At 66.5% G+C, this 17,147-nt stretch carries 16 protein-coding genes; 5 read left to right on the top strand and 11 right to left on the bottom strand.

Going from position 1 to position 17,147, the window contains the following annotated elements; translation table 11 throughout:
* Positions 1 to 719: 719 nt before the first annotated feature.
* The 5 genes from cbrB to dksA all read right to left on the bottom strand — a co-directional run bounded on the left by cbrB (position 720) and on the right by dksA (position 6,759).
* Positions 720 to 2,156 (bottom strand): two-component system response regulator CbrB, encoded by a 1,437-nt coding sequence (cbrB, locus tag M6E97_RS20600; protein ID WP_003095138.1) that lies wholly within the window; start codon positions 2,154 to 2,156, stop codon positions 720 to 722.
* A 26-nt stretch (positions 2,157 to 2,182) separates the two neighbouring features.
* Positions 2,183 to 5,134, bottom strand: a complete 2,952-nt coding sequence (gene cbrA / locus M6E97_RS20595) for a two-component system sensor histidine kinase CbrA (RefSeq protein ID WP_003095132.1) — start codon at positions 5,132 to 5,134, stop codon at positions 2,183 to 2,185.
* Complete coding sequence (locus M6E97_RS20590; RefSeq protein ID WP_003095129.1) at positions 5,118 to 5,294, bottom strand: hypothetical protein; 177 nt, start codon at positions 5,292 to 5,294, stop codon at positions 5,118 to 5,120. The genes cbrA and M6E97_RS20590 overlap by 17 nt, the downstream gene beginning before the upstream one ends.
* Before the next feature lie 69 nt (positions 5,295 to 5,363).
* Positions 5,364 to 6,245, bottom strand: coding sequence for a tRNA glutamyl-Q(34) synthetase GluQRS (gene gluQRS / locus M6E97_RS20585; RefSeq protein ID WP_003135219.1), 882 nt, complete (start codon positions 6,243 to 6,245; stop codon positions 5,364 to 5,366).
* Between the two features lie 67 nt (positions 6,246 to 6,312).
* On the bottom strand, positions 6,313 to 6,759 hold the full coding sequence (gene dksA / locus M6E97_RS20580) for an RNA polymerase-binding protein DksA (protein ID WP_003095122.1): 447 nt from the start codon (positions 6,757 to 6,759) through the stop codon (positions 6,313 to 6,315).
* Between the two features lie 192 nt (positions 6,760 to 6,951).
* Between dksA and M6E97_RS20575 the strand changes: the two genes are divergently transcribed.
* Complete coding sequence (locus M6E97_RS20575; RefSeq protein WP_023099943.1) at positions 6,952 to 8,124, top strand: pyridoxal phosphate-dependent aminotransferase; 1,173 nt, start codon at positions 6,952 to 6,954, stop codon at positions 8,122 to 8,124.
* A complete protein-coding gene (gene sfsA, locus M6E97_RS20570; RefSeq protein ID WP_033939367.1) occupies positions 8,124 to 8,831 on the top strand; it encodes a DNA/RNA nuclease SfsA in 708 nt (235 codons plus the stop codon). Before M6E97_RS20575 ends, sfsA begins: the two co-directional genes overlap by 1 nt.
* A gap of 33 nt (positions 8,832 to 8,864) precedes the next feature.
* On the opposite strand, the gene trmA is transcribed toward sfsA, so the two are convergent.
* Positions 8,865 to 9,956, bottom strand: a complete 1,092-nt coding sequence (gene trmA, locus M6E97_RS20565) for a tRNA (uridine(54)-C5)-methyltransferase TrmA (RefSeq protein WP_003111178.1) — start codon at positions 9,954 to 9,956, stop codon at positions 8,865 to 8,867.
* Positions 9,953 to 11,248 (bottom strand): NCS2 family permease, encoded by a 1,296-nt coding sequence (locus M6E97_RS20560; protein WP_003095114.1) that lies wholly within the window; start codon positions 11,246 to 11,248, stop codon positions 9,953 to 9,955. The genes trmA and M6E97_RS20560 overlap by 4 nt, the downstream gene beginning before the upstream one ends.
* Before the next feature lie 413 nt (positions 11,249 to 11,661).
* Here M6E97_RS20560 and M6E97_RS20555 point away from each other — a divergent pair, with 413 nt between their 5' ends.
* The gene (locus M6E97_RS20555) at positions 11,662 to 12,138 is read left to right on the top strand and encodes a SecDF P1 head subdomain-containing protein (protein ID WP_009314236.1); all 477 of its coding nucleotides are present in this window, start codon (positions 11,662 to 11,664) and stop codon (positions 12,136 to 12,138) included.
* A 21-nt stretch (positions 12,139 to 12,159) separates the two neighbouring features.
* Here the strand turns inward: M6E97_RS20555 and M6E97_RS20550 are convergent, their stop codons facing one another.
* Together M6E97_RS20550 and M6E97_RS20545 are read right to left on the bottom strand one after the other, a co-directional pair.
* A complete protein-coding gene (locus M6E97_RS20550) occupies positions 12,160 to 13,053 on the bottom strand; it encodes a neutral zinc metallopeptidase (RefSeq protein ID WP_034064810.1) in 894 nt (297 codons plus the stop codon).
* A gap of 67 nt (positions 13,054 to 13,120) precedes the next feature.
* On the bottom strand, positions 13,121 to 13,975 hold the full coding sequence (locus M6E97_RS20545) for a PhzF family phenazine biosynthesis protein (protein WP_034005299.1): 855 nt from the start codon (positions 13,973 to 13,975) through the stop codon (positions 13,121 to 13,123).
* A 169-nt stretch (positions 13,976 to 14,144) separates the two neighbouring features.
* On the opposite strand from M6E97_RS20545, the gene alaC reads away from it, so the two are divergent.
* Positions 14,145 to 15,380: an alanine transaminase gene (gene alaC / locus M6E97_RS20540; RefSeq protein WP_004365361.1), complete on the top strand. Its 1,236-nt coding sequence runs from the start codon at positions 14,145 to 14,147 to the stop codon at positions 15,378 to 15,380.
* A 58-nt stretch (positions 15,381 to 15,438) separates the two neighbouring features.
* On the opposite strand, the gene M6E97_RS20535 is transcribed toward alaC, so the two are convergent.
* Positions 15,439 to 15,888 (bottom strand): DUF411 domain-containing protein, encoded by a 450-nt coding sequence (locus tag M6E97_RS20535; RefSeq protein WP_003095106.1) that lies wholly within the window; start codon positions 15,886 to 15,888, stop codon positions 15,439 to 15,441.
* 249 nt (positions 15,889 to 16,137) lie between these two features.
* On the opposite strand from M6E97_RS20535, the gene M6E97_RS20530 reads away from it, so the two are divergent.
* The gene (locus M6E97_RS20530; protein ID WP_004365359.1) at positions 16,138 to 16,587 is read left to right on the top strand and encodes a DUF4345 family protein; all 450 of its coding nucleotides are present in this window, start codon (positions 16,138 to 16,140) and stop codon (positions 16,585 to 16,587) included.
* A gap of 3 nt (positions 16,588 to 16,590) precedes the next feature.
* Here M6E97_RS20530 and M6E97_RS20525 read toward each other — a convergent pair whose 3' ends face one another.
* Positions 16,591 to 17,103: a DUF4136 domain-containing protein gene (locus M6E97_RS20525; protein WP_003095104.1), complete on the bottom strand. Its 513-nt coding sequence runs from the start codon at positions 17,101 to 17,103 to the stop codon at positions 16,591 to 16,593.
* Positions 17,104 to 17,147: the final 44 nt, after the last annotated feature.

The following is a 17,147-nucleotide window of genomic DNA, read 5'->3' as shown; positions in this document are numbered from 1 at the left end:
ATCCTGACAGAAACGAACAGGGGCCGTACATCCTGTTCCCGCGAAGCGGGAGAGGGCCGGGAAGGCTGCGGTGAATCTGGCAAGGCATGCGGATGGCCGCATAGTCTGCGCGGATTCTAGCATTGGATGGGGAAATGGTGTAAGGCGAAGGAAAAACGGGAAAAACGGAGGGAGGGGGTGAAGCTACTGGGGGAGCCGAAGCTCCCCCCCAAGTAGGTGCGTGCTTTGTTTTTATTATGATTTCGGGCTTGTTGTTTTTGTTTGTCGACCCGTCCCTTGAGCCAGTCGCTTCAGGGATATCTCCCAGGCTGGGAGTTCAATAGCAAACGGATTGCTTTGGTCGCTGATGCCGCCATGATCGTCGAACGATCCAACCAGTCTGTGCGCTGCCTCAAGGCAGTTTTATTCTTCTTCCGACTGGCTGCGGGACGGGTCCCGACAGCAACTCCTCTCCAAAAGAATCAGTTAGCTGCGCCTCCGCGATTTTGTTTTTGTTGTGCTGGAGTCGTTACGTGTTGTTTTTATTGTCTTCGTCGTTGCTTGTTATTGTTGTTGTGCCAATACATAAGCAGATGCCGTGCCAGTTTTTCGAAACCCAGTGAAATCAAGGGGTTGAGGTTTTCGGTGGGTCGGCGGAGGGCACAAAAAAACCGGGTTCCCGTTACCGATGAACCCGGTTTCTGTTACGCGGTACGTCCGCGGTAACAGGTTGCAGGGTGTTACGAGTCGGCCGAGGCCCCTGATTTGCGTCGCGGAATGCCCAGGCGCTGGCGGCGTTCCCACAGGCATTTGCGGCTGATGCCCAGCTTGCGGGCCAGTTCGGTCTCGGTCATGTGGTCCTGGTGCTCGAGGACGAAGTGCTGGAAGTAGTCTTCCAGCGAAAGGTCCTCGGTGGGCTCGTGGTTGCTGGCCGCGGCGCCCGCCGGGCCGAGGCCGAGGTCGGCGGCGAAGTCGTCCTCGAGGTCGTCCAGCTCAATGTCGATACCCAGCAGGTCGGCGTGGATTTCCTGGCTCTCGCTGAGGATCACCGCCCGCTCGATGGCGTTTTCCAGCTCGCGCACGTTGCCCGGCCATGGGTAATGGCGGATCGCCTGTTCGGCGTCGTGGGCGAAGCTGAGCGGCGCGCGCCCCATCCGGGTGCACTGGCGAGCCAGAAAGGCGCGGGCGATCTCCATCACGTCGTTGCCACGCTCGCGCAGGGCGGGCAGCTTCAGCGAGATCACATGCAGGCGGTAATAGAGGTCTTCGCGGAATTGCCCGGTCTTGGCCAGGGTCTTCAGGTCGCGGTGGGTGGCGGCGATCAGGCGCACGTCGACCTTCTGCGATTGCACCGAGCCGACCCGGCGGATCTCGCCTTCCTGCAATACGCGCAGCAGGCGGGCCTGGGCCTCCAGCGGCAGTTCGCCGATCTCGTCGAGGAACAGGGTGCCGCCGTCGGCCGCTTCGACCAGCCCGGCGCGCCCGGCGCTGGCACCGGTGAAGGCGCCTTTTTCATGGCCGAACAGCTCGGATTCGATCAGGGTTTCCGGAATCGCCGCACAGTTCACCGAGATCAGCGGCGCCTTGGCGCGCTTCGACAGGTTGTGCAGGGCGCGGGCGACCAGTTCCTTGCCGGTGCCGGACTCGCCCTGGATCAGTACCGTGGAGTCGGTCGGCGCGACCTTGCGAATCTTGCTGTACAGCTCTTGCATCGGCGCACAGGAGCCGATGATGCCTATCTCGCCGTCGGCTGCCGCCGGGCTGGCGCCGCGCTCGCCGCCGGCCTTGCCGCCGTTGGCGGAGACCGGGGCCGCGCTGCGGTTCTCCTGGCGGTCCTTGAGGATGCGCGCCACGGCCTGGAGCATTTCGTCGTGGTCGAAAGGCTTGGCGATGTAGTCCACCGCGCCCATCTTCATCGAATCCACCGCCGAACGCAGGCTGGCGTAGCTGGTCATGATCAGCACCGGAATGCCTTCGGCGAGCTTGATCAGTTCGGTGCCGGGGGCGCCCGGCAGGCGCAGGTCGCTGACCACCATGTCGAAGGAGGGGATGGTGTAGCGCTCCTGGGCTTCCTGCACCGAGCCGGCTTCGCTGACCTGGTACTGGTTGCGCTCCAGCAGGCGTCGCAATGCAGATCGGATAATGGTTTCGTCTTCGACGATCAGAATATGTGCCATGTATTCAGCTCTCTCGACGTGCTCGTCTACAGCTCGGCCGTCGGGCCAGGGTGCCGCGGCAGGGTCACGCGGAAGCGGGTGCCGCCTTCTCGCTGGTGATCCGTCGGGCTCTCGATGGTTATCTGTCCATAATGCTCTTCCACGATCGAATAGACCAGTGCGAGGCCGAGCCCGGTCCCCTTGCCGGGGTCCTTGGTGGTGAAGAACGGTTCGAACAACTGGTCCATGATCGCCTTCGGAATGCCGCTGCCCTCGTCCTCGACGACCAGGTCCACGGTATGTTCCGAGGCTTCGCTGCGGACCCGGATCGCGCCGCCCGGCGGGCTGGCGTCGCGAGCATTGGAGAGCAGGTTGATCAGCACCTGGGCCAGGCGCTGCGAGTCGCCCTCGACCCAGTGCGCCGGATCGCAGAGGTTGAAGAACTCTACTTCGACGCTACGCCGGTTCAGCGACAGCAGTCCGATGGCTTCCTGGGCGACTTCGCTCAGGCACACCGGTTCCAGGGCCTGCAGGTGGCTGCCGGAGTGGGCGAAGCTCATCAACGACTGGACGATGCGCGATACGCGCTTGGTCTGGTCGAGGATCTGCTCGCTGATCTCGGTCAGCTCGCCGTCGCCTTCGCGTTCCTCGCGCAGGTTCTGCGCCAGGCAGGCGATGCCGGTGATCGGATTGCCGATCTCGTGGGCCACCCCGGCGGCAAGGCGGCCGATGGAAGCCAGGCGCTCGGAGTGGACCAGCTTGTCTTCCAGCAGTTGGGTTTCGGTGAGGTCTTCCACCAGTAGCACCAGGCCGCTGTTACCCGGCGCCAGGGGTTCCTCGATGGCCGCCTTGTGCAGGTTCAGCCAGCGGGTGTGGCCGTCGTAGACCAGGCGCTGTTTGTGCAGGTGCTCGTCGGGGGCGTCGATGAAGCGTTCCAGCAGGCCCTTCCAGGGTTCGGGCAAGGCCGACAGGCGCGAACCGACGACCTTCTGCGCGCCGACCCCGGTGAGTTCCTCGATGGCGCGGTTCCACATCAGCACTTCCTGGTCCTTGGCCAGGGAGCAGACGCCCATCGGCAGGTCTTGCAGGGTCTGCCGGTGGTAGCGGCGCAGGGTGTCGAGTTCGGCAGCCAGGCCGGTCAGCCGGGAGTGATAGTCCTCCAGGCGGCTCTCGATGAAGTGGATGTCCTCGGTGACATAGCTTTCTTCGCTGGTCTTGTAGGGAAGGAAGGTCTCCACGATGTCCTGGGCGACACTGGGTCCCATCAGCCCGGAAAGGTTCGCCTCGATGCGGTCGCGCAAGCGACGCAGGGCATAGGGGCGACGTTCGTCGAAGGGCAGGTGGAGATCGCGCAGGGCCTGCTCGACCTCCTTCTGCGCGGTCTTGGCGCCCAGCGGCTTGGCCAGCTGGCTGGCGAACTCCTGCGGCGAACCGGCGAACAGTTCGCGGCGTTGCGGACGGCGTACGTTGTCCACCGCGCAGGCCTCGGCGGCGCCTTTTTCCTCGTCGCTGGCCTCGGTGAACAGCGAGACCAGGGTGAACACCAGCACGTTGGCCGCCAGCGAGGACAGCGCCGCCAGGTGCCAGTTGGAGTCGTCCAGCACGTAGATCACGTCGAACAGCGGCAGGTACAGGCCCTGTACGTTCCCCATCAGGGGCAGCAGCATGGTGATCGCCCAGACCAGCATGCCGGCGATCAGCCCGGAGATGAAGCCGCGGCGGTTGGCGGTCGGCCAGTACAGCACCGAGAGGGCGCCGGGAAGGAATTGCAGGGTGGCGACGAAGGACACTATGCCCAGGTTGGAGAGGTCCTGTTCGGCGCCCAGCAGCAGGTAGAAGGCGTAGCTGGCCATGATGATGGCGACGATCAGCAGGCGCCGGGTCCATTTCAGCCAGCGATAGATGTTGCCCTGCGCCGGCGGCTGGTAGAGCGGCAGCACCAGGTGGTTGAGGACCATTCCCGAGAGCGCCAGGGTCATCACGATAGTCAGCCCGCTGGCGGCGGAGATGCCGCCGATGAAGGCGGCCAGGGCCAGGGCCGGGCTGTCCACCGCCAGGCCGAGGCCGATGGTGTAGTACTCCGGTGTGGTCGAGGCGCCGAGGCGCAGCCCGGCCCAGAGGATCGGCGGTACCGCCAGGCTCATCAGCAGCAGGAACAGCGGCAGGCCCCAGCTGGCGGAAATCAGCGCGCGCGGGTTGAGGTTCTCGGTGAAGATCATGTGGAACATGTGCGGCATCACGATGGCCGCGGCGAAGAACACCAGCAGCAGCGTTCGCCATGGACCCTCGGCCAGCGGCGTGTGCAGGGTGGTCAGCGCGGTCTGGTTCTGCAGCAGCCAGACTTCCAGGCCTTCCGGCCCGCCGAAGACGCCGTACAGGGCGTAGAGGCCGATACTGCCGAGCATCACCAGCTTGACCAGCGACTCGAAGGCGATGGCGAACACCAGTCCCTCGTGGCGTTCGCGAGTGGCGATGTGGCGAGCGCCGAAGAGGATCGCGAACAGGGTGATCAGGGTGCAGAAGACGAACGCGACCCGCTCCTGGGCCGGGTCGCGGGTGAGAATGCTGATCGAGTCGGTGACCGCCTGGATCTGCAGGGCCAGCATCGGCAGCACGCCGATCAGCATGAACAGCGTGGTCAGGGCGCCGGCCCAGGTACTGCGGAAACGGAAGGCGAAGAGGTCGGCCAGCGAGGACAGCTGGTAGGCGCGTGTCACCCGCAGGATCGGATAGAGCAGCACCGGGGCGAGCAGGAAGGCCCCGGAAATCCCCAGGTAGATGGCGAGGAACCCGTAGCCGTACTGGTAGGCCAGGCCTACCGTGCCGTAGAACGCCCAGGCACTGGCGTAGACGCCCAGCGACAGGGTGTAGACCAGCGGGTGGCGTACCAGCCGGCGCGGCACGTAGCCGCGCTCGGTGATCCAGGCGATGCCGAAGAGGGTGGAGAGGTAGGCGACGCTGATCAGGATCAGCTGGGTCAGGCTAAAGCTCGTCAGCATCGCGCTGGCTCTGCAGGATGAAAGTGACCACGATGAGGATCAGCCACAGCAGGTACGGGCGGTACCAGGCGCCGTTGGGGTCGATCCACCAGTCCATGATGGCGGGGGAAAAGAGATAGATGCCCACGACCAGGAGCAGGACCAGTCGGTAGATGTACATGCCGCTTCCCTCATGCTTGGGCCGGCAGGCTACAGGCTGCGGGTGGGTGCCGGCAAGCCGCCGGGCGGGCTACAGGCGTTCCTCGGGAAGGGTAGCGCAGCGCGGGATGCGCGTGGCGTCCCAGTGCGCGACGCCCCAGGCCAGCGCCTCGCTGGCGCTGGCCTGGGCCAGTTCGGCCGGCGGCCGCTGGCCGAGCGCGCGCAGGGCGCGGGTCAGCGGCGCGGCGGCCTGCTCGGCGGGCAGTGGCGGGGAGCGGTAGGACTTGCCGAGCTTGTGCCCGTCCGGCTGGACGATCAGCGGCACGTGCAGGTAGCGCGGCTGGCTCAACCCCAGCAGTTCCTGGAGGTAAAGCTGGCGCGGGGTCGAGTCGAGCAGGTCGGCGCCGCGGACGATGTCGGTGATGCCCTGCCAGGCGTCGTCCAGCACCACCGCCAGTTGGTAGGCGTAGAGACCGTCGCGGCGCTGGATGACGAAATCGCCGACCTCGCGGCCGAGATGCTGGCGGACTTCGCCCTGCACGCGGTCGACGAAGCGATATTCCAGCTCCGGCACGCGCAGGCGGATCGCCGCATCCTCGCGGGCGTGCCCGGCGTCGCGGCAGAAGCCCGGGTAGATCCCGGCGAATCCCTCAAGCTGCTTGCGCGAGCAAGTGCAGGCGTAGGCCAGGCCGCTGCGCAGCAGTTGCTCGACCACTGCGGCGTAGGCCGGGAAGCGTTCGCTCTGCCGCTCCACCGCGCCGTCCCATTCGAAGCCGTAGCGCTCCAGGGTTTCCAGGATCGCCTGCTGGGCGCCCGGGACTTCGCGGGGCGGGTCGAGGTCCTCCATGCGCACCAGCCAGCGGCCGCCGACGGCACGCGCGTCCAGGTAGGAGGCGACGGCCGCCACCAGGGAACCGAAGTGCAGGTAGCCGCTGGGCGTCGGGGCGAAGCGGCCTACATAGGAAGAGCTCATGGCGCGGGCGGTGCGGCGGGGAACGGCGGAAACGAAACGGGGCGCCTTGGCGCCCCGTCGGTCCGGCTCAGGAGCCGAGTTGCTTCTCGCGGATTTCCGCGAGGGTCTTGCAGTCGATGCAGAGGGTCGCGGTGGGGCGCGCCTCCAGGCGACGGATGCCGATCTCGACGCCGCAGGAGTCGCACCAGCCGTACTCTTCGTCTTCGATCAGTTGCAGGGTCTCGTCGATCTTCTTGATCAGCTTGCGCTCGCGGTCGCGGGCGCGCAGTTCCAGGCTGAATTCTTCTTCCTGGCTGGCGCGGTCGGCCGGATCGGGGAAGTTGGCCGCTTCGTCCTGCATGTGATGCACGGTACGGTCGACCTCTTCCATCAGCTCCTGTTTCCATTTGTTCAGGATCGCGGTGAAGTGCGCGCGCATGCGCTCGCTCATGTACTCCTCGCCCTTGGTTTCCTGATAGGGTTCGAAGCCGCGGGTCATCTGCTGGCTGCTCTGTTGTTTTGCTTTGGTGGACATGAATGGCCGCCTCTCACTTTCGCTAATCCTGTCCGCGGCAGGGTTCCCTCGCCGGCTCTCCGGCCCCGCGGTCGCAAGCGGGCGAACTTACCAGAACGATAACCTTGGCGCTACTCCCGGTTGTCGAGGCTGGTGTCGCCCGCGTAATGGCTTGGTTAGAATCGGTTTTTCCTCGCAAAGTTCGGAATATCCATGGCTACCTCCTATAGCGCGCGCAGTCGGGCCATCGAGCCTTTCCATGTCATGGCCCTGCTGGCGCGGGCCAACGAGTTGCAGGCCGCCGGCCACGATGTGATCCACCTGGAGATCGGCGAGCCGGACTTCACCACGGCCGAGCCGATCGTCGAGGCCGGGCGCGCCGCCCTGGCCGCCGGGCATACCCGCTACACCGCCGCCCGCGGCCTGCCGGCGCTGCGCGAGGCGATCGCGAAATTCTACGGCGAACGCTACGGGGTCGACCTCGACCCACAGCGCGTGCTGGTCACTCCGGGCGGTTCCGGCGCCCTGCTGCTGGCCAGCAGCTTGCTGGTCGACCCCGGCCGCCACTGGTTGCTCGCCGACCCGGGCTACCCGTGCAACAGGCATTTCCTGCGCCTGGTGGAAGGCGCCGCGCAACTGGTGCCGGTGGGGCCGGACAGCCGTTACCAACTGACGCCGGATCTCATCGAGCGACACTGGGATTCAGACAGTGTAGGCGCTCTGGTGGCGACGCCGGCGAATCCGACCGGGACCCTGCTCGATCGCGACGAACTGGCCGGCTTGTCGGGCGCCTTGAAGGCCCGCGGCGGGCACCTGGTGGTGGACGAGATCTATCACGGCCTGACCTATGGCGTAGACGCCGCCTCGGTGCTGGAAGTCGACGACGACGCTTTCGTCCTGAATAGTTTTTCCAAGTATTTCGGCATGACCGGCTGGCGCCTGGGCTGGCTGGTGGCGCCGGCAGCGGCGGTGCCTGAGCTGGAGAAGCTGGCGCAGAACCTCTACATCAGCGCGCCGAGCATGGCCCAGCAGGCCGCGCTGGCCTGTTTCGATCCGACCACCATCGCCATTCTCGAAGAGCGTCGCGAAGAGTTCGCCCGCCGTCGCGACTTCCTCCTGCCGGCCCTGCGCGAGCTGGGTTTCGGAATCGCCGTGGAGCCGGAAGGCGCCTTCTATCTCTACGCCGATATCAGTGCGTTCGGCGGCGATGCCTACGCCTTCTGCAAGCACTTCATCGAGACCGAGCACGTCGCCTTCACCCCGGGGCTGGATTTCGGCCGCCACCAGGCCGGCCACCACGTGCGTTTCGCCTATACCCAGAACCTGCCGCGCCTGCAGGAAGCGGTGGAGCGGATCGCCCGCGGCCTGAAGAACTGGCGGCCCTGATGCGTTTCGAGCAGCCACTGGAAGAAGGCCGCCTGCTGCGTCGCTACAAGCGTTTCCTCGCCGATATCGAGAGCGCCGGCGGCGAGCGCCTGACCATCCACTGTCCGAATACCGGTTCGATGCTCAATTGCATGAGCGAAGGTTGCCGGGTCTGGTTCAGCCGCTCCAACGACCCCAAGCGCAAGCTGCCGGGGACCTGGGAGCTGAGCGAGACCCCGCAGGGCCGCCTGGCCTGCGTCAACACGGTGCGGGCCAATCGCCTGGTAGAGGAGGCGCTGCTGGCCGGGGACATCGCGGAGCTTGCCGGTTTCACCGCTCTGCGCCGGGAAGTGGCCTACGGCGTGGAGAACAGTCGCGCCGACTTTCGCCTGGAATACCCCACGGGCGCACTGTTCATCGAGGTGAAGAGCGTCACCCTGGGCTTCGACGAAACCGCCGTGGCGGCCTTTCCCGACGCGGTGACGCTGCGCGGCGCCAAGCACCTGCGCGAACTGGCGGCGCTGGCGCGGGAGGGGATCCGCGCGGTGCAACTGTACTGCGTGAACCTTTCCGGGGTCGAGGCGGTGCGCCCCGCCGACGAGATCGATCCAGCCTATGGCAAGGCGTTGCGCGAGGCGGCGCAAGCGGGTGTCGAGGTGCTGGCCTATGGCGCCGAGGTGACGACGGAAGGATTGCACCTGGCGCGGCGCCTCCCGGTGCGACTCTGAGGCATGGCCGCGCCGTGGGGCGCGGCCACTCGCTCAGCGGCGTTCGAGCAGGACGCCGCTTTCCATGTGGTGGGTGTAGGGGAACTGGTCGAACAGCGCGCAGCGGCTGATCCGGTGCGTGTCGTGCAGTTGGGCGATGTTCTGCGCCAGGGTTTCCGGGTTGCACGAAATGTACAGGATGCGCTCGAAGCGCCGGGTCAGCTCGCAGGTGTCCGGATCCATGCCGGCTCGTGGCGGATCGACGAAGACACTGCCGAAGGCGTAGCTCTTCAGGTCGATGTCGGCCAGGCGGCGGAACGGGCGAACCTCGTTCAGCGCCTGGGTCAGCTCTTCGGCCGACAGGCGCACCAGGCTGACGTTGTCCACCGCGTTGTCGGCCAGGTTGGCCAGCGCCGCATTGACCGAGGACTTGCTGATCTCGGTGGCCAGCACCTTGCGTACCCGGGTGGCCAGGGGCAGGGTGAAGTTGCCGTTGCCGCAGTACAGTTCGAGCAGGTCGTCGTCGCGCTGGCCGAGCGCCTCGTAGGCCCAGCCGAGCATCTTCTGGTTGACCTCGCCGTTGGGCTGGGTGAAAGCCCCCTCGGGCTGGCGGTAGCGGAAGCGCCGGCCGGCGACCGACAGTTCCTCCTCCACATAGTCGCGTCCGACGACGATACGCTTGCCGCGCGAACGCCCGACCAGGTTCACGCCCAGTTCCGCCGCCAGCTTTTCCGCTGCCTGTCGCCAGGCGTCGTCGATCGGCCGGTGGTAGCAGAGGGTGATCAGCGCGTCGCCGGCCAGGGTGGTGAGAAACTCCACCTGGAACAGCTTGAAGCCCAGCGCCGGGTCGGCCCAGGCCGCCTTCAGGCGCGGCATCAGTTCGTTGATGCGGCGGCTGGCGATGGGGAAATCCTCGATCAGGATCGGCGTGTGCTTGTCGCCCTGCTCGAACATCGCGTAGTGACGCTTCTCGTTGCCGGTTTCCCGCCACAGGCGGAATTCGGCGCGCAGCCGGTAATGCTCGCGCGGCGACTCGAAGACCTCCGGCGCGGGTGCCGCGAACGGGGCCAGCAAACCGGCGAGGCGGGACTTCTTGTCTTCCAGTTGCGCGGCGTAGGCGCTGGGGTCGAACTGTGGACGGCTCATGCGTTGAAGAAGCCCAGCTTGATCACGAACAGGACGGAGAGGATCACCAGCGCCGGGTTCAGTTCGCGCCAGCGCCCGGACAGCACCTTGATCGCGGTCCAGGAAATGAAGCCGAAGGCGATGCCGGTGGCGATCGAATAGGTGAACGGCATGGCCAGCGCGGTGACGACCACCGGCGCGGCGACGGTGATGTCTTCCCAGTCGATCTCTGCCAGGCCCGAGGCCATCAGCACGGCGACGAAGAGCAGCGCCGGGGCGGTGGCGAAGGCCGGTACGCTGCCGGCCAGCGGGGCGAAGAACAGCGCGAGGAGGAACAGGATGGCGACGACGATGGCGGTCAGGCCGGTGCGGCCGCCGGCGCTGACGCCCGCGGCGGACTCGATGTAGCTGGTGGTGGTCGAGGTGCCCAGCAGCGAGCCGCCCATGGCGGCGGTACTGTCGGCGATCAGCGCGCGGCCCATCTTCGGCATGTGGCCGTCCTTGCCCATCAGTCCGGCGCGCTTGGCGACGCCGATCAGGGTGCCGGAGTTGTCGAACAGGTCGACGAAGAGGAAGGCGAAGATCACGCTGACCAGGCCGATGTCCAGCGCGCCCTTGATGTCCAGTTGGAGGAAGGTCGGCGCCAGCGACGGCGGCATCGAGACCACGCCGCCGAACTGGGTCACGCCGAGCAGGATGGCGATGGCGGTGACCACCAGGATACCGATCAGCACCGCGCCGGTGACGCTACGCGCCTCCAGGGCGACGATCAGGATGAAGCCGAGGGTGGCGAGGATCGGTGCCGGCTTGGTCAGGTCGCCCATGCCGATCAGGGTTGCCGGGTTGTCCACCACGATGCCGGCGTTCTGCAGGGCGATCAGTGCGAGGAACAGGCCGATGCCGGCGGCGATCGCCGAGCGTAGCGGCAGGGGGATGCTGTTGATGATCCATTCGCGGATGCGAAAGATCGACAGCAGGAAGAACATGGTGGCGGAAATGAACACTGCGCCCAGCGCGACCTGCCAGCTGTGGCCCATGTGCAGCACCACGGTGTAGGTGAAGAAGGCGTTGAGGCCCATGCCGGGGGCCAGGGCGATCGGGTAGTTGGCGATCAGGCCCATGATGGTCGAGCCGATGGCCGCTGCCAGGCAGGTGGCGACGAACACCGCGCCCTTGTCCATGCCGGTCTCGCCGAGGATGCTCGGGTTGACGAAGAGGATGTAGGCCATGGTCAGGAAGGTGGTGATCCCCGCCAGGATCTCGGTGCGCACCGTGGTGTTGTGCGCCTTTAATTGAAACAGCTTTTCCAGCATGTTGGATTCCCCTGAATGTGCTCTGCAACGATCCCCATGGCGCCAGCAGAAGTGGCCGGCCGTGGAGCCGGCCGCCGACCAGGGAAAACCGAATTTCCGCGTGGCGGGCGTTGCATCGCTGTCTCGTCGGCGCGGTACCGCGAACGATCCCGGCAGACGGCTGAGTCCCGAAAATGCGCGAGCCGCATGAAACGACCCACGCACGCCAGGGGCCTCGCGGCGGCCTGCGTGGGGTTCATACGGCTCGAAAAGGCGCGCATCATACCAGTTCGCGGGAGAGGGGTGAATTTCCGCCAGTCTAGTCGATCGTCGCCTCGCGGAAGGCCCTGCTCGCCCGCCCGGCGCGGGCGGCGTTAACATAGGCGTTGGCGTCCGGACGGACGCTCCGCCCAGGTTTTCTGCAGTACCTCATCATGAAACGCTCGAAACTCGCATTCCTTCCGCTGGGCCTGGCGCTGCTGCTGGCCGCCTGCGCCAGCGATCCGCTGCCGATCCCGCAGCACAGCTTCGGGGTCTATGCCACCGCCAGCACGCCTTCCGCGGCGTTCCGCACCCTGGCCGACCCGCAGGGCAAGGCCATGCTGGTGGCGCTGAAGCCCAGCCTGACCCAGGCTGACGTACTCCGCGCCGAGGTCCTGTACGACCAGAACGGTCGACCCGGCGTCGAAGTCACCTTCACCGAACCGGCCGCCCGCCGCCTGGCCGCGCTGACCGGCGAGGCCCGGGGGCGCACTCTAGCGGTACTGGTGGACGGGCGCCTGCGCCTGGCGCCGCGGGTGCGCGAGCCGATCCGCAACGGTAAGGTCTATCTCGACGGGTTGGCTTCGGCCTACGAGGCCAGGGAACTGGCCGATCAGTTGAATGCGCTGGGAAGCCAGCCGGGGCGCTAAGCGCCCGGCTGGCGGCGAGGCTCAGAGCGTCTGGGCCTTGAAGGTATCGCAACTGGCCGGCGAGCCGCTCTCGAAGCCGGTCTTGAACCAGCGCATGCGTTGCGCCGAGGAGCCATGGGTGAAGGAATCCGGCACCACCATGCCGCGGCCCTGGCGTTGCAGGCGATCGTCGCCGATGGCGTTGGCGGCGTTCAGGGCTTCCTCGATGTCGCCCGGCTCCAGCCAGTTCAGCCGCTGCTGTGCACGGTTGGCCCAGACCCCGGCGAAGCAGTCCGCCTGCAGTTCCTGGCGTACCGACAGGCCGTTGGCGCCCTCCATGCGCGCGCCGCGCTGGCGGGCTGCGTTGATCTTGGCCGAGATGCCCATCAGGTTCTGCACGTGGTGGCCGACCTCGTGGGCGATCACATAGGCCTGGGCGAAGTCGCCGGCGGCGGAGAAGCGCTGTTCCATCTCGCGGAAGAACTCCAGGTCGAGGTAGACCCGGCGGTCGGCCGGACAGTAGAACGGCCCGGTGGCCGACGAGGCGAAGCCGCAGGCGGAATTCACCCCATTGCTGAACAGCACCAGCTTGGGCTGTTGGTATTGTGCCTGGCCGCTGGCGAAGATCTGTTCCCAGGTGTCCTCGGTGTCGCCGAGGATCGAGCGGACGAACTCGCTCTGCTCGTCGTTGGCCGCCGGGGCCCGACCGCCGGCCTGCTGCTGGGTGGCCGGCGCCGGGCTGTCCATCTGGCCGAGCAGCGACCCGAGGATCTGCATCGGGTCCTGGCCCATCAGCAGGCCGACCACCACCACGATGGCCACCCCACCCAGGCTGAGGCCCTTGCCGCCGATGCGCATGCCGCCACCGCCGCCTGCGCCTCCTTCGCTCCGGGCATCAATCACGTTGTCACTGCGTCGTCCTTTGCGCCAGAGCATGGCGGTTCTCCTGTACGTTTCGCTTCTTCAGTGTTGTCGTCGTCCGCCGCTAGCGCCACCCCGACCGTCAGGCCGAGGTCAGCAGCTCGGCGCGGGCGAGCAGTTGGACGTGGCCGCCGACCCTGACGCTACCGTCTGTCGCGACCTGGACGTCGAGTCGGCTCGGCCGGTCGAGGAAGCGTCCCTGGTGCAGGACGAAGGGTTCGCCGCGCGCGGCAAGCCCGTATTCCACCAGGTAGGCGGCGACCGGACCGGCAGCGCTGCCGGTAGCCACGTCTTCCACCAGCCCCAGGTTGTCCCAGGTGCGGCCCTCGCGCCCGTCGACGTCGAGCAGATAGACAAACGCCGCGCCGAGTTTATCCAGGGCTTCTTGCAAATCGTTGACCTGACGGGCTCGACCCAGCGCCTCGGCGGTCACCGGCAGGAGCAGGTAGGGCAGGCCGGTGCTCACCACCCGCGGCGGATGCCCGGACAGGTCGTTGGCCGATAGCGAGAAGGCTTCGGCGAACCAGCGGTAGGTCCCGGCGTCCGGGGTGGCGCCGAATTCGGCGCGGCCCTGGTCCATCTCGGCGTAGAAACCGCTGCCCGCCCGCACGCTGCGCAGGGCCACCGACTTGCTGGCCAGGTGCAGCGTCCAGTGCTGTTCGTTGTCGCCGCCGCGCAGGTGATGGAGCAGGGCGGCGGCGCCGAGCAGCGGGTGGCCGGCGAACGGCAGTTCTTCCTCCAGGGTGAAGATCCGTGCGCGGAAGGCCCGTGGGTCGTCGCCCGGCAGCAGGAAGATCGACTCGAACTGGCGCAGTTCGCGGGTCCAGGCCTGCATGGCGGCGTCATCGAGGGCGCTGGCGTCGTCGAATACGGCCAGACCGTTGCCGGTGAGCGGACGCTCGGCGAACACATCGAGTTGCCAGTAGCGTCGGGACATGGGCCTTTTCCTGTGAAATGGAATGAAAAACGCGAGGGGGGACTCGACAAGCAGCCTATCGGCCTTTATGTTCGCCGACAAGAAAGCGCCTGGCTGGCGCTTTCCAGGCCGCCGCAGCGGTCGGCGTCGCTCGGACGGTTCCGGGCGCTTACGTTACTCCGAGGACAGCATGGCTGAATCACGCCCTGCGCGCCGTTTCGCGCGCATCGACCGCCTTCCCCCCTACGTTTTCAATATCACCGCCGAACTGAAGATGGCCGCTCGTCGCCGTGGCGAGGACATCATCGACCTGAGCATGGGCAATCCCGACGGGCCGACCCCGCCGCATATCGTCGAGAAGCTCTGCACCGTCGCCCAGCGCGAAGACACCCATGGCTACTCCACCTCGCGCGGCATCCCGCGCCTGCGCCGGGCCATCTCGCACTGGTACCGCGACCGCTACGACGTGCAGATCGACCCGGAAAGCGAAGCCATCGTCACCATCGGCTCCAAGGAAGGCCTGGCGCACCTGATGCTGGCGACCCTCGACCATGGCGACACCATCCTCGTGCCCAACCCGAGCTATCCGATCCATATCTACGGTGCGGTGATCGCCGGCGCCCAGGTGCGCTCGGTGCCGCTGGTGCCGGGCATCGATTTCTTCAACGAGCTGGAACGGGCGATCCGTGAATCGATTCCCAAGCCACGCATGATGATTCTCGGCTTCCCCTCCAACCCGACCGCGCAGTGCGTCGAGCTGGACTTCTTCGAGCGCGTGGTGGCGCTGGCCAAGCAGTACGACGTGATGGTCGTGCACGACCTGGCCTATGCCGACATCGTCTACGACGGCTGGAAAGCGCCGTCGATCATGCAGGTGCCGGGCGCCAAGGACATCGCCGTGGAGTTCTTCACCCTGTCGAAGAGCTACAACATGGCCGGCTGGCGGATCGGCTTCATGGTCGGCAATCCCGAGCTGGTCTCGGCCCTGGCGCGGATCAAGAGCTACCACGACTACGGCACCTTCACGCCCCTGCAGGTGGCGGCCATCGCCGCTCTGGAAGGCGACCAGCAGTGCGTCCGCGATATCGCCCGGCAGTACCAGCAGCGCCGCGACGTCCTGGTGAAGGGGCTGCGCGAGGCCGGCTGGATGGTGGAGAACCCGAAGGCCTCGATGTACGTCTGGGCGAAGATCCCCGAGCCCTACGCGCATCTGGGCTCGCTGGAGTTCGCCAAGAAGCTGTTGCAGGACGCCAAGGTCTCGGTGTCGCCGGGGATCGGCTTCGGCGACTACGGCGACGATCATGTGCGTTTCGCCCTGATCGAGAACCGCGACCGCCTGCGCCAGGCGGTGCGCGGGATCAAGTCGATGTTCCGCGCCGACGGGCTGCTGTCGCCGCAGAGGAAGGTCGATAGCCTGGCGGAGTGATCCTCACGCCCTGCTACAAGGAAAAACGCCGTTTCCCCTGGGGGAAACGGCGTTTTCGTTAGCGTCCCGGGTACTCCGCCAGTACCGAGGCCTGGCCGCTCCTGGTCAGGCCGACGACCTGGTAGGCGTCCTGGCGGTCGCCCATTTCCATGCCCGGCGAGCCGACCGGCATGCCCGGTACGGCGGCGCCGACCAGGTCGGCACGTTCGCGCAGCTTGAGGATGTCCGCTGCCGGCACGTGGCCTTCGACGAACTTGCCGTCGATCACTCCGGTATGACAGGAGCCCATGCTGTAGGGCACGCCGAGGCGGCTCTTGACTGCGCTCATGTCTGCTTCCACATGGTCGGTGACCTTGAAACCGTTGGCTTCGAGGTGCTTGATCCAGTCCTTGCAGCAGCCGCAGTTGGCGTCGCGGTGGACGTCGATGGCCAGCGGTTCGGCGGCCTGGACCAGGGAACCGTGGAGCAGGGTGGCGGCCAGGACGGCCAGGGGTGCGAAGCGGCGCATGGGATTCTCCTTGCTGCGAGCGAATGCCGGGAGCATACCGCTGGCACCCGCCGCCACCCAGCCGGTGAGCTGTATCCACTTGTGACGAAGCGATGCGCTGCCCGCCGCGCCGGGTTGCCGTTGGGCAGGGACGGATTGTCGCAGCGAACTCGTCGGCGCGGTTTGGGTCTGCTGTCCTTAGGGTTGCCGGGGCGTTCGCCGCCGGTGTCGAACTGACCGCTGGGGGCAACAGGCCCGAGGAGAAAGGGGATGCTCTTCGCCCGTTTGGTTTTGCTGGTTCAGGCGCTGGTATGGGGCGCGCTGGGAGTGCTGTACTGGGTGCGTCCCTACGAGATGGCCAATCTCAGTGGCATGCTGCTGATGGAGCCTTCGGCGGTCAGCGATGCGCGGGTGTTCTATGGCGGCCATCAGTTCGCCCTGGCGTTGTTCCTGCTGTTCGCCCTGCGCCGGGCTTCGCTGGTGCAGCCGGCGTTGATCCTGGTAGTGCTGCTGCAATCGATCCTGACCCTGTCGCGGCTATTGATTGCCTGGATCGAGGGCGGGATGGAGGCCGACGGCAACCTGTTCGGCTTGCTGTTCCGCGGCGCAATGGCTGCCCTGGGGATCGCCGCCCTGTGGTGGCTGCAACGGCGGCCGCCCCGGCTGTCGACGCCCGGCGAGAACACCGAGCGCCGCGAGGACGACTTCGACGGCCTGTGACATTCAAGGTTGACTGCGACTCGGGAAGTCCTTCAGCAATTGCGCGACGCCGCGGTCGAACGCTTCCTGGGTCAGCGCCGGATCGTGCAGCTGGCGGCTCAGCACGCTTTCCAGAAGGACCCTGCCGTTGCTTTCGTCAAGGATGCGCAGCGCCAGCCTGGCCTCGGTGTCTTCGGTCAGTTGGGTCTGGGTGAAGACGCCATCCTGGGTGATCACCGGTCGCATTTCCAGGCCCGGCTGGCGTTGCAGGCCGAGGGCGTAGATCACCCGCAGGTCGCCGTGTTCCGCCTGGTAGCGATAGCCCTTGGCCTCCAGGGCGCGGCGCACGGCCGTATCGAAACGCTCCTCGAAGTCGATGCGGTGCCCCTCGGCGCGTACCGCCTGGATGAAGAAAGTCCTGTAATCCGCCGCTGTTACGCCAGGGGCGAGCCGTACGGGGCCCGGTTCATTGCGGCAGGCATAGAGCAGCAGGCCGAACAGGAGCAGCAGGACGAAGCGCAGGCTGAATCGGCGCATGGCGCGTTCCTTCCTCTTTTTTATCTTTGTGCCGCAAGCCTAGC

The organism is Pseudomonas sp. B111 (assembly GCF_026428275.1).
GTDB classification, from domain to species: Bacteria; Pseudomonadota; Gammaproteobacteria; order Pseudomonadales; family Pseudomonadaceae; genus Pseudomonas; species Pseudomonas aeruginosa.
The sequence above is the reverse complement of the archived record's forward strand: the minus strand, read 5'-3'. Positions and strand labels throughout refer to the sequence as shown.

Coding starts and splice junctions, on each gene's coding strand:
- cbrB (WP_003095138.1), bottom strand. CDS start 2,156: ATGGCACATATTCTGATCGTCGAAGACGAAACCATTATCCGATCTGCA.
- cbrA (WP_003095132.1), bottom strand. CDS start 5,134: ATGCTGACGAGCTTTAGCCTGACCCAGCTGATCCTGATCAGCGTCGCC.
- M6E97_RS20590 (WP_003095129.1), bottom strand. CDS start 5,294: ATGTACATCTACCGACTGGTCCTGCTCCTGGTCGTGGGCATCTATCTC.
- gluQRS (WP_003135219.1), bottom strand. CDS start 6,245: ATGAGCTCTTCCTATGTAGGCCGCTTCGCCCCGACGCCCAGCGGCTAC.
- dksA (WP_003095122.1), bottom strand. CDS start 6,759: ATGTCCACCAAAGCAAAACAACAGAGCAGCCAGCAGATGACCCGCGGC.
- M6E97_RS20575 (WP_023099943.1), top strand. CDS start 6,952: ATGGCTACCTCCTATAGCGCGCGCAGTCGGGCCATCGAGCCTTTCCAT.
- sfsA (WP_033939367.1), top strand. CDS start 8,124: ATGCGTTTCGAGCAGCCACTGGAAGAAGGCCGCCTGCTGCGTCGCTAC.
- trmA (WP_003111178.1), bottom strand. CDS start 9,956: ATGAGCCGTCCACAGTTCGACCCCAGCGCCTACGCCGCGCAACTGGAA.
- M6E97_RS20560 (WP_003095114.1), bottom strand. CDS start 11,248: ATGCTGGAAAAGCTGTTTCAATTAAAGGCGCACAACACCACGGTGCGC.
- M6E97_RS20555 (WP_009314236.1), top strand. CDS start 11,662: ATGAAACGCTCGAAACTCGCATTCCTTCCGCTGGGCCTGGCGCTGCTG.
- M6E97_RS20550 (WP_034064810.1), bottom strand. CDS start 13,053: ATGCTCTGGCGCAAAGGACGACGCAGTGACAACGTGATTGATGCCCGG.
- M6E97_RS20545 (WP_034005299.1), bottom strand. CDS start 13,975: ATGTCCCGACGCTACTGGCAACTCGATGTGTTCGCCGAGCGTCCGCTC.
- alaC (WP_004365361.1), top strand. CDS start 14,145: ATGGCTGAATCACGCCCTGCGCGCCGTTTCGCGCGCATCGACCGCCTT.
- M6E97_RS20535 (WP_003095106.1), bottom strand. CDS start 15,888: ATGCGCCGCTTCGCACCCCTGGCCGTCCTGGCCGCCACCCTGCTCCAC.
- M6E97_RS20530 (WP_004365359.1), top strand. CDS start 16,138: ATGCTCTTCGCCCGTTTGGTTTTGCTGGTTCAGGCGCTGGTATGGGGC.
- M6E97_RS20525 (WP_003095104.1), bottom strand. CDS start 17,103: ATGCGCCGATTCAGCCTGCGCTTCGTCCTGCTGCTCCTGTTCGGCCTG.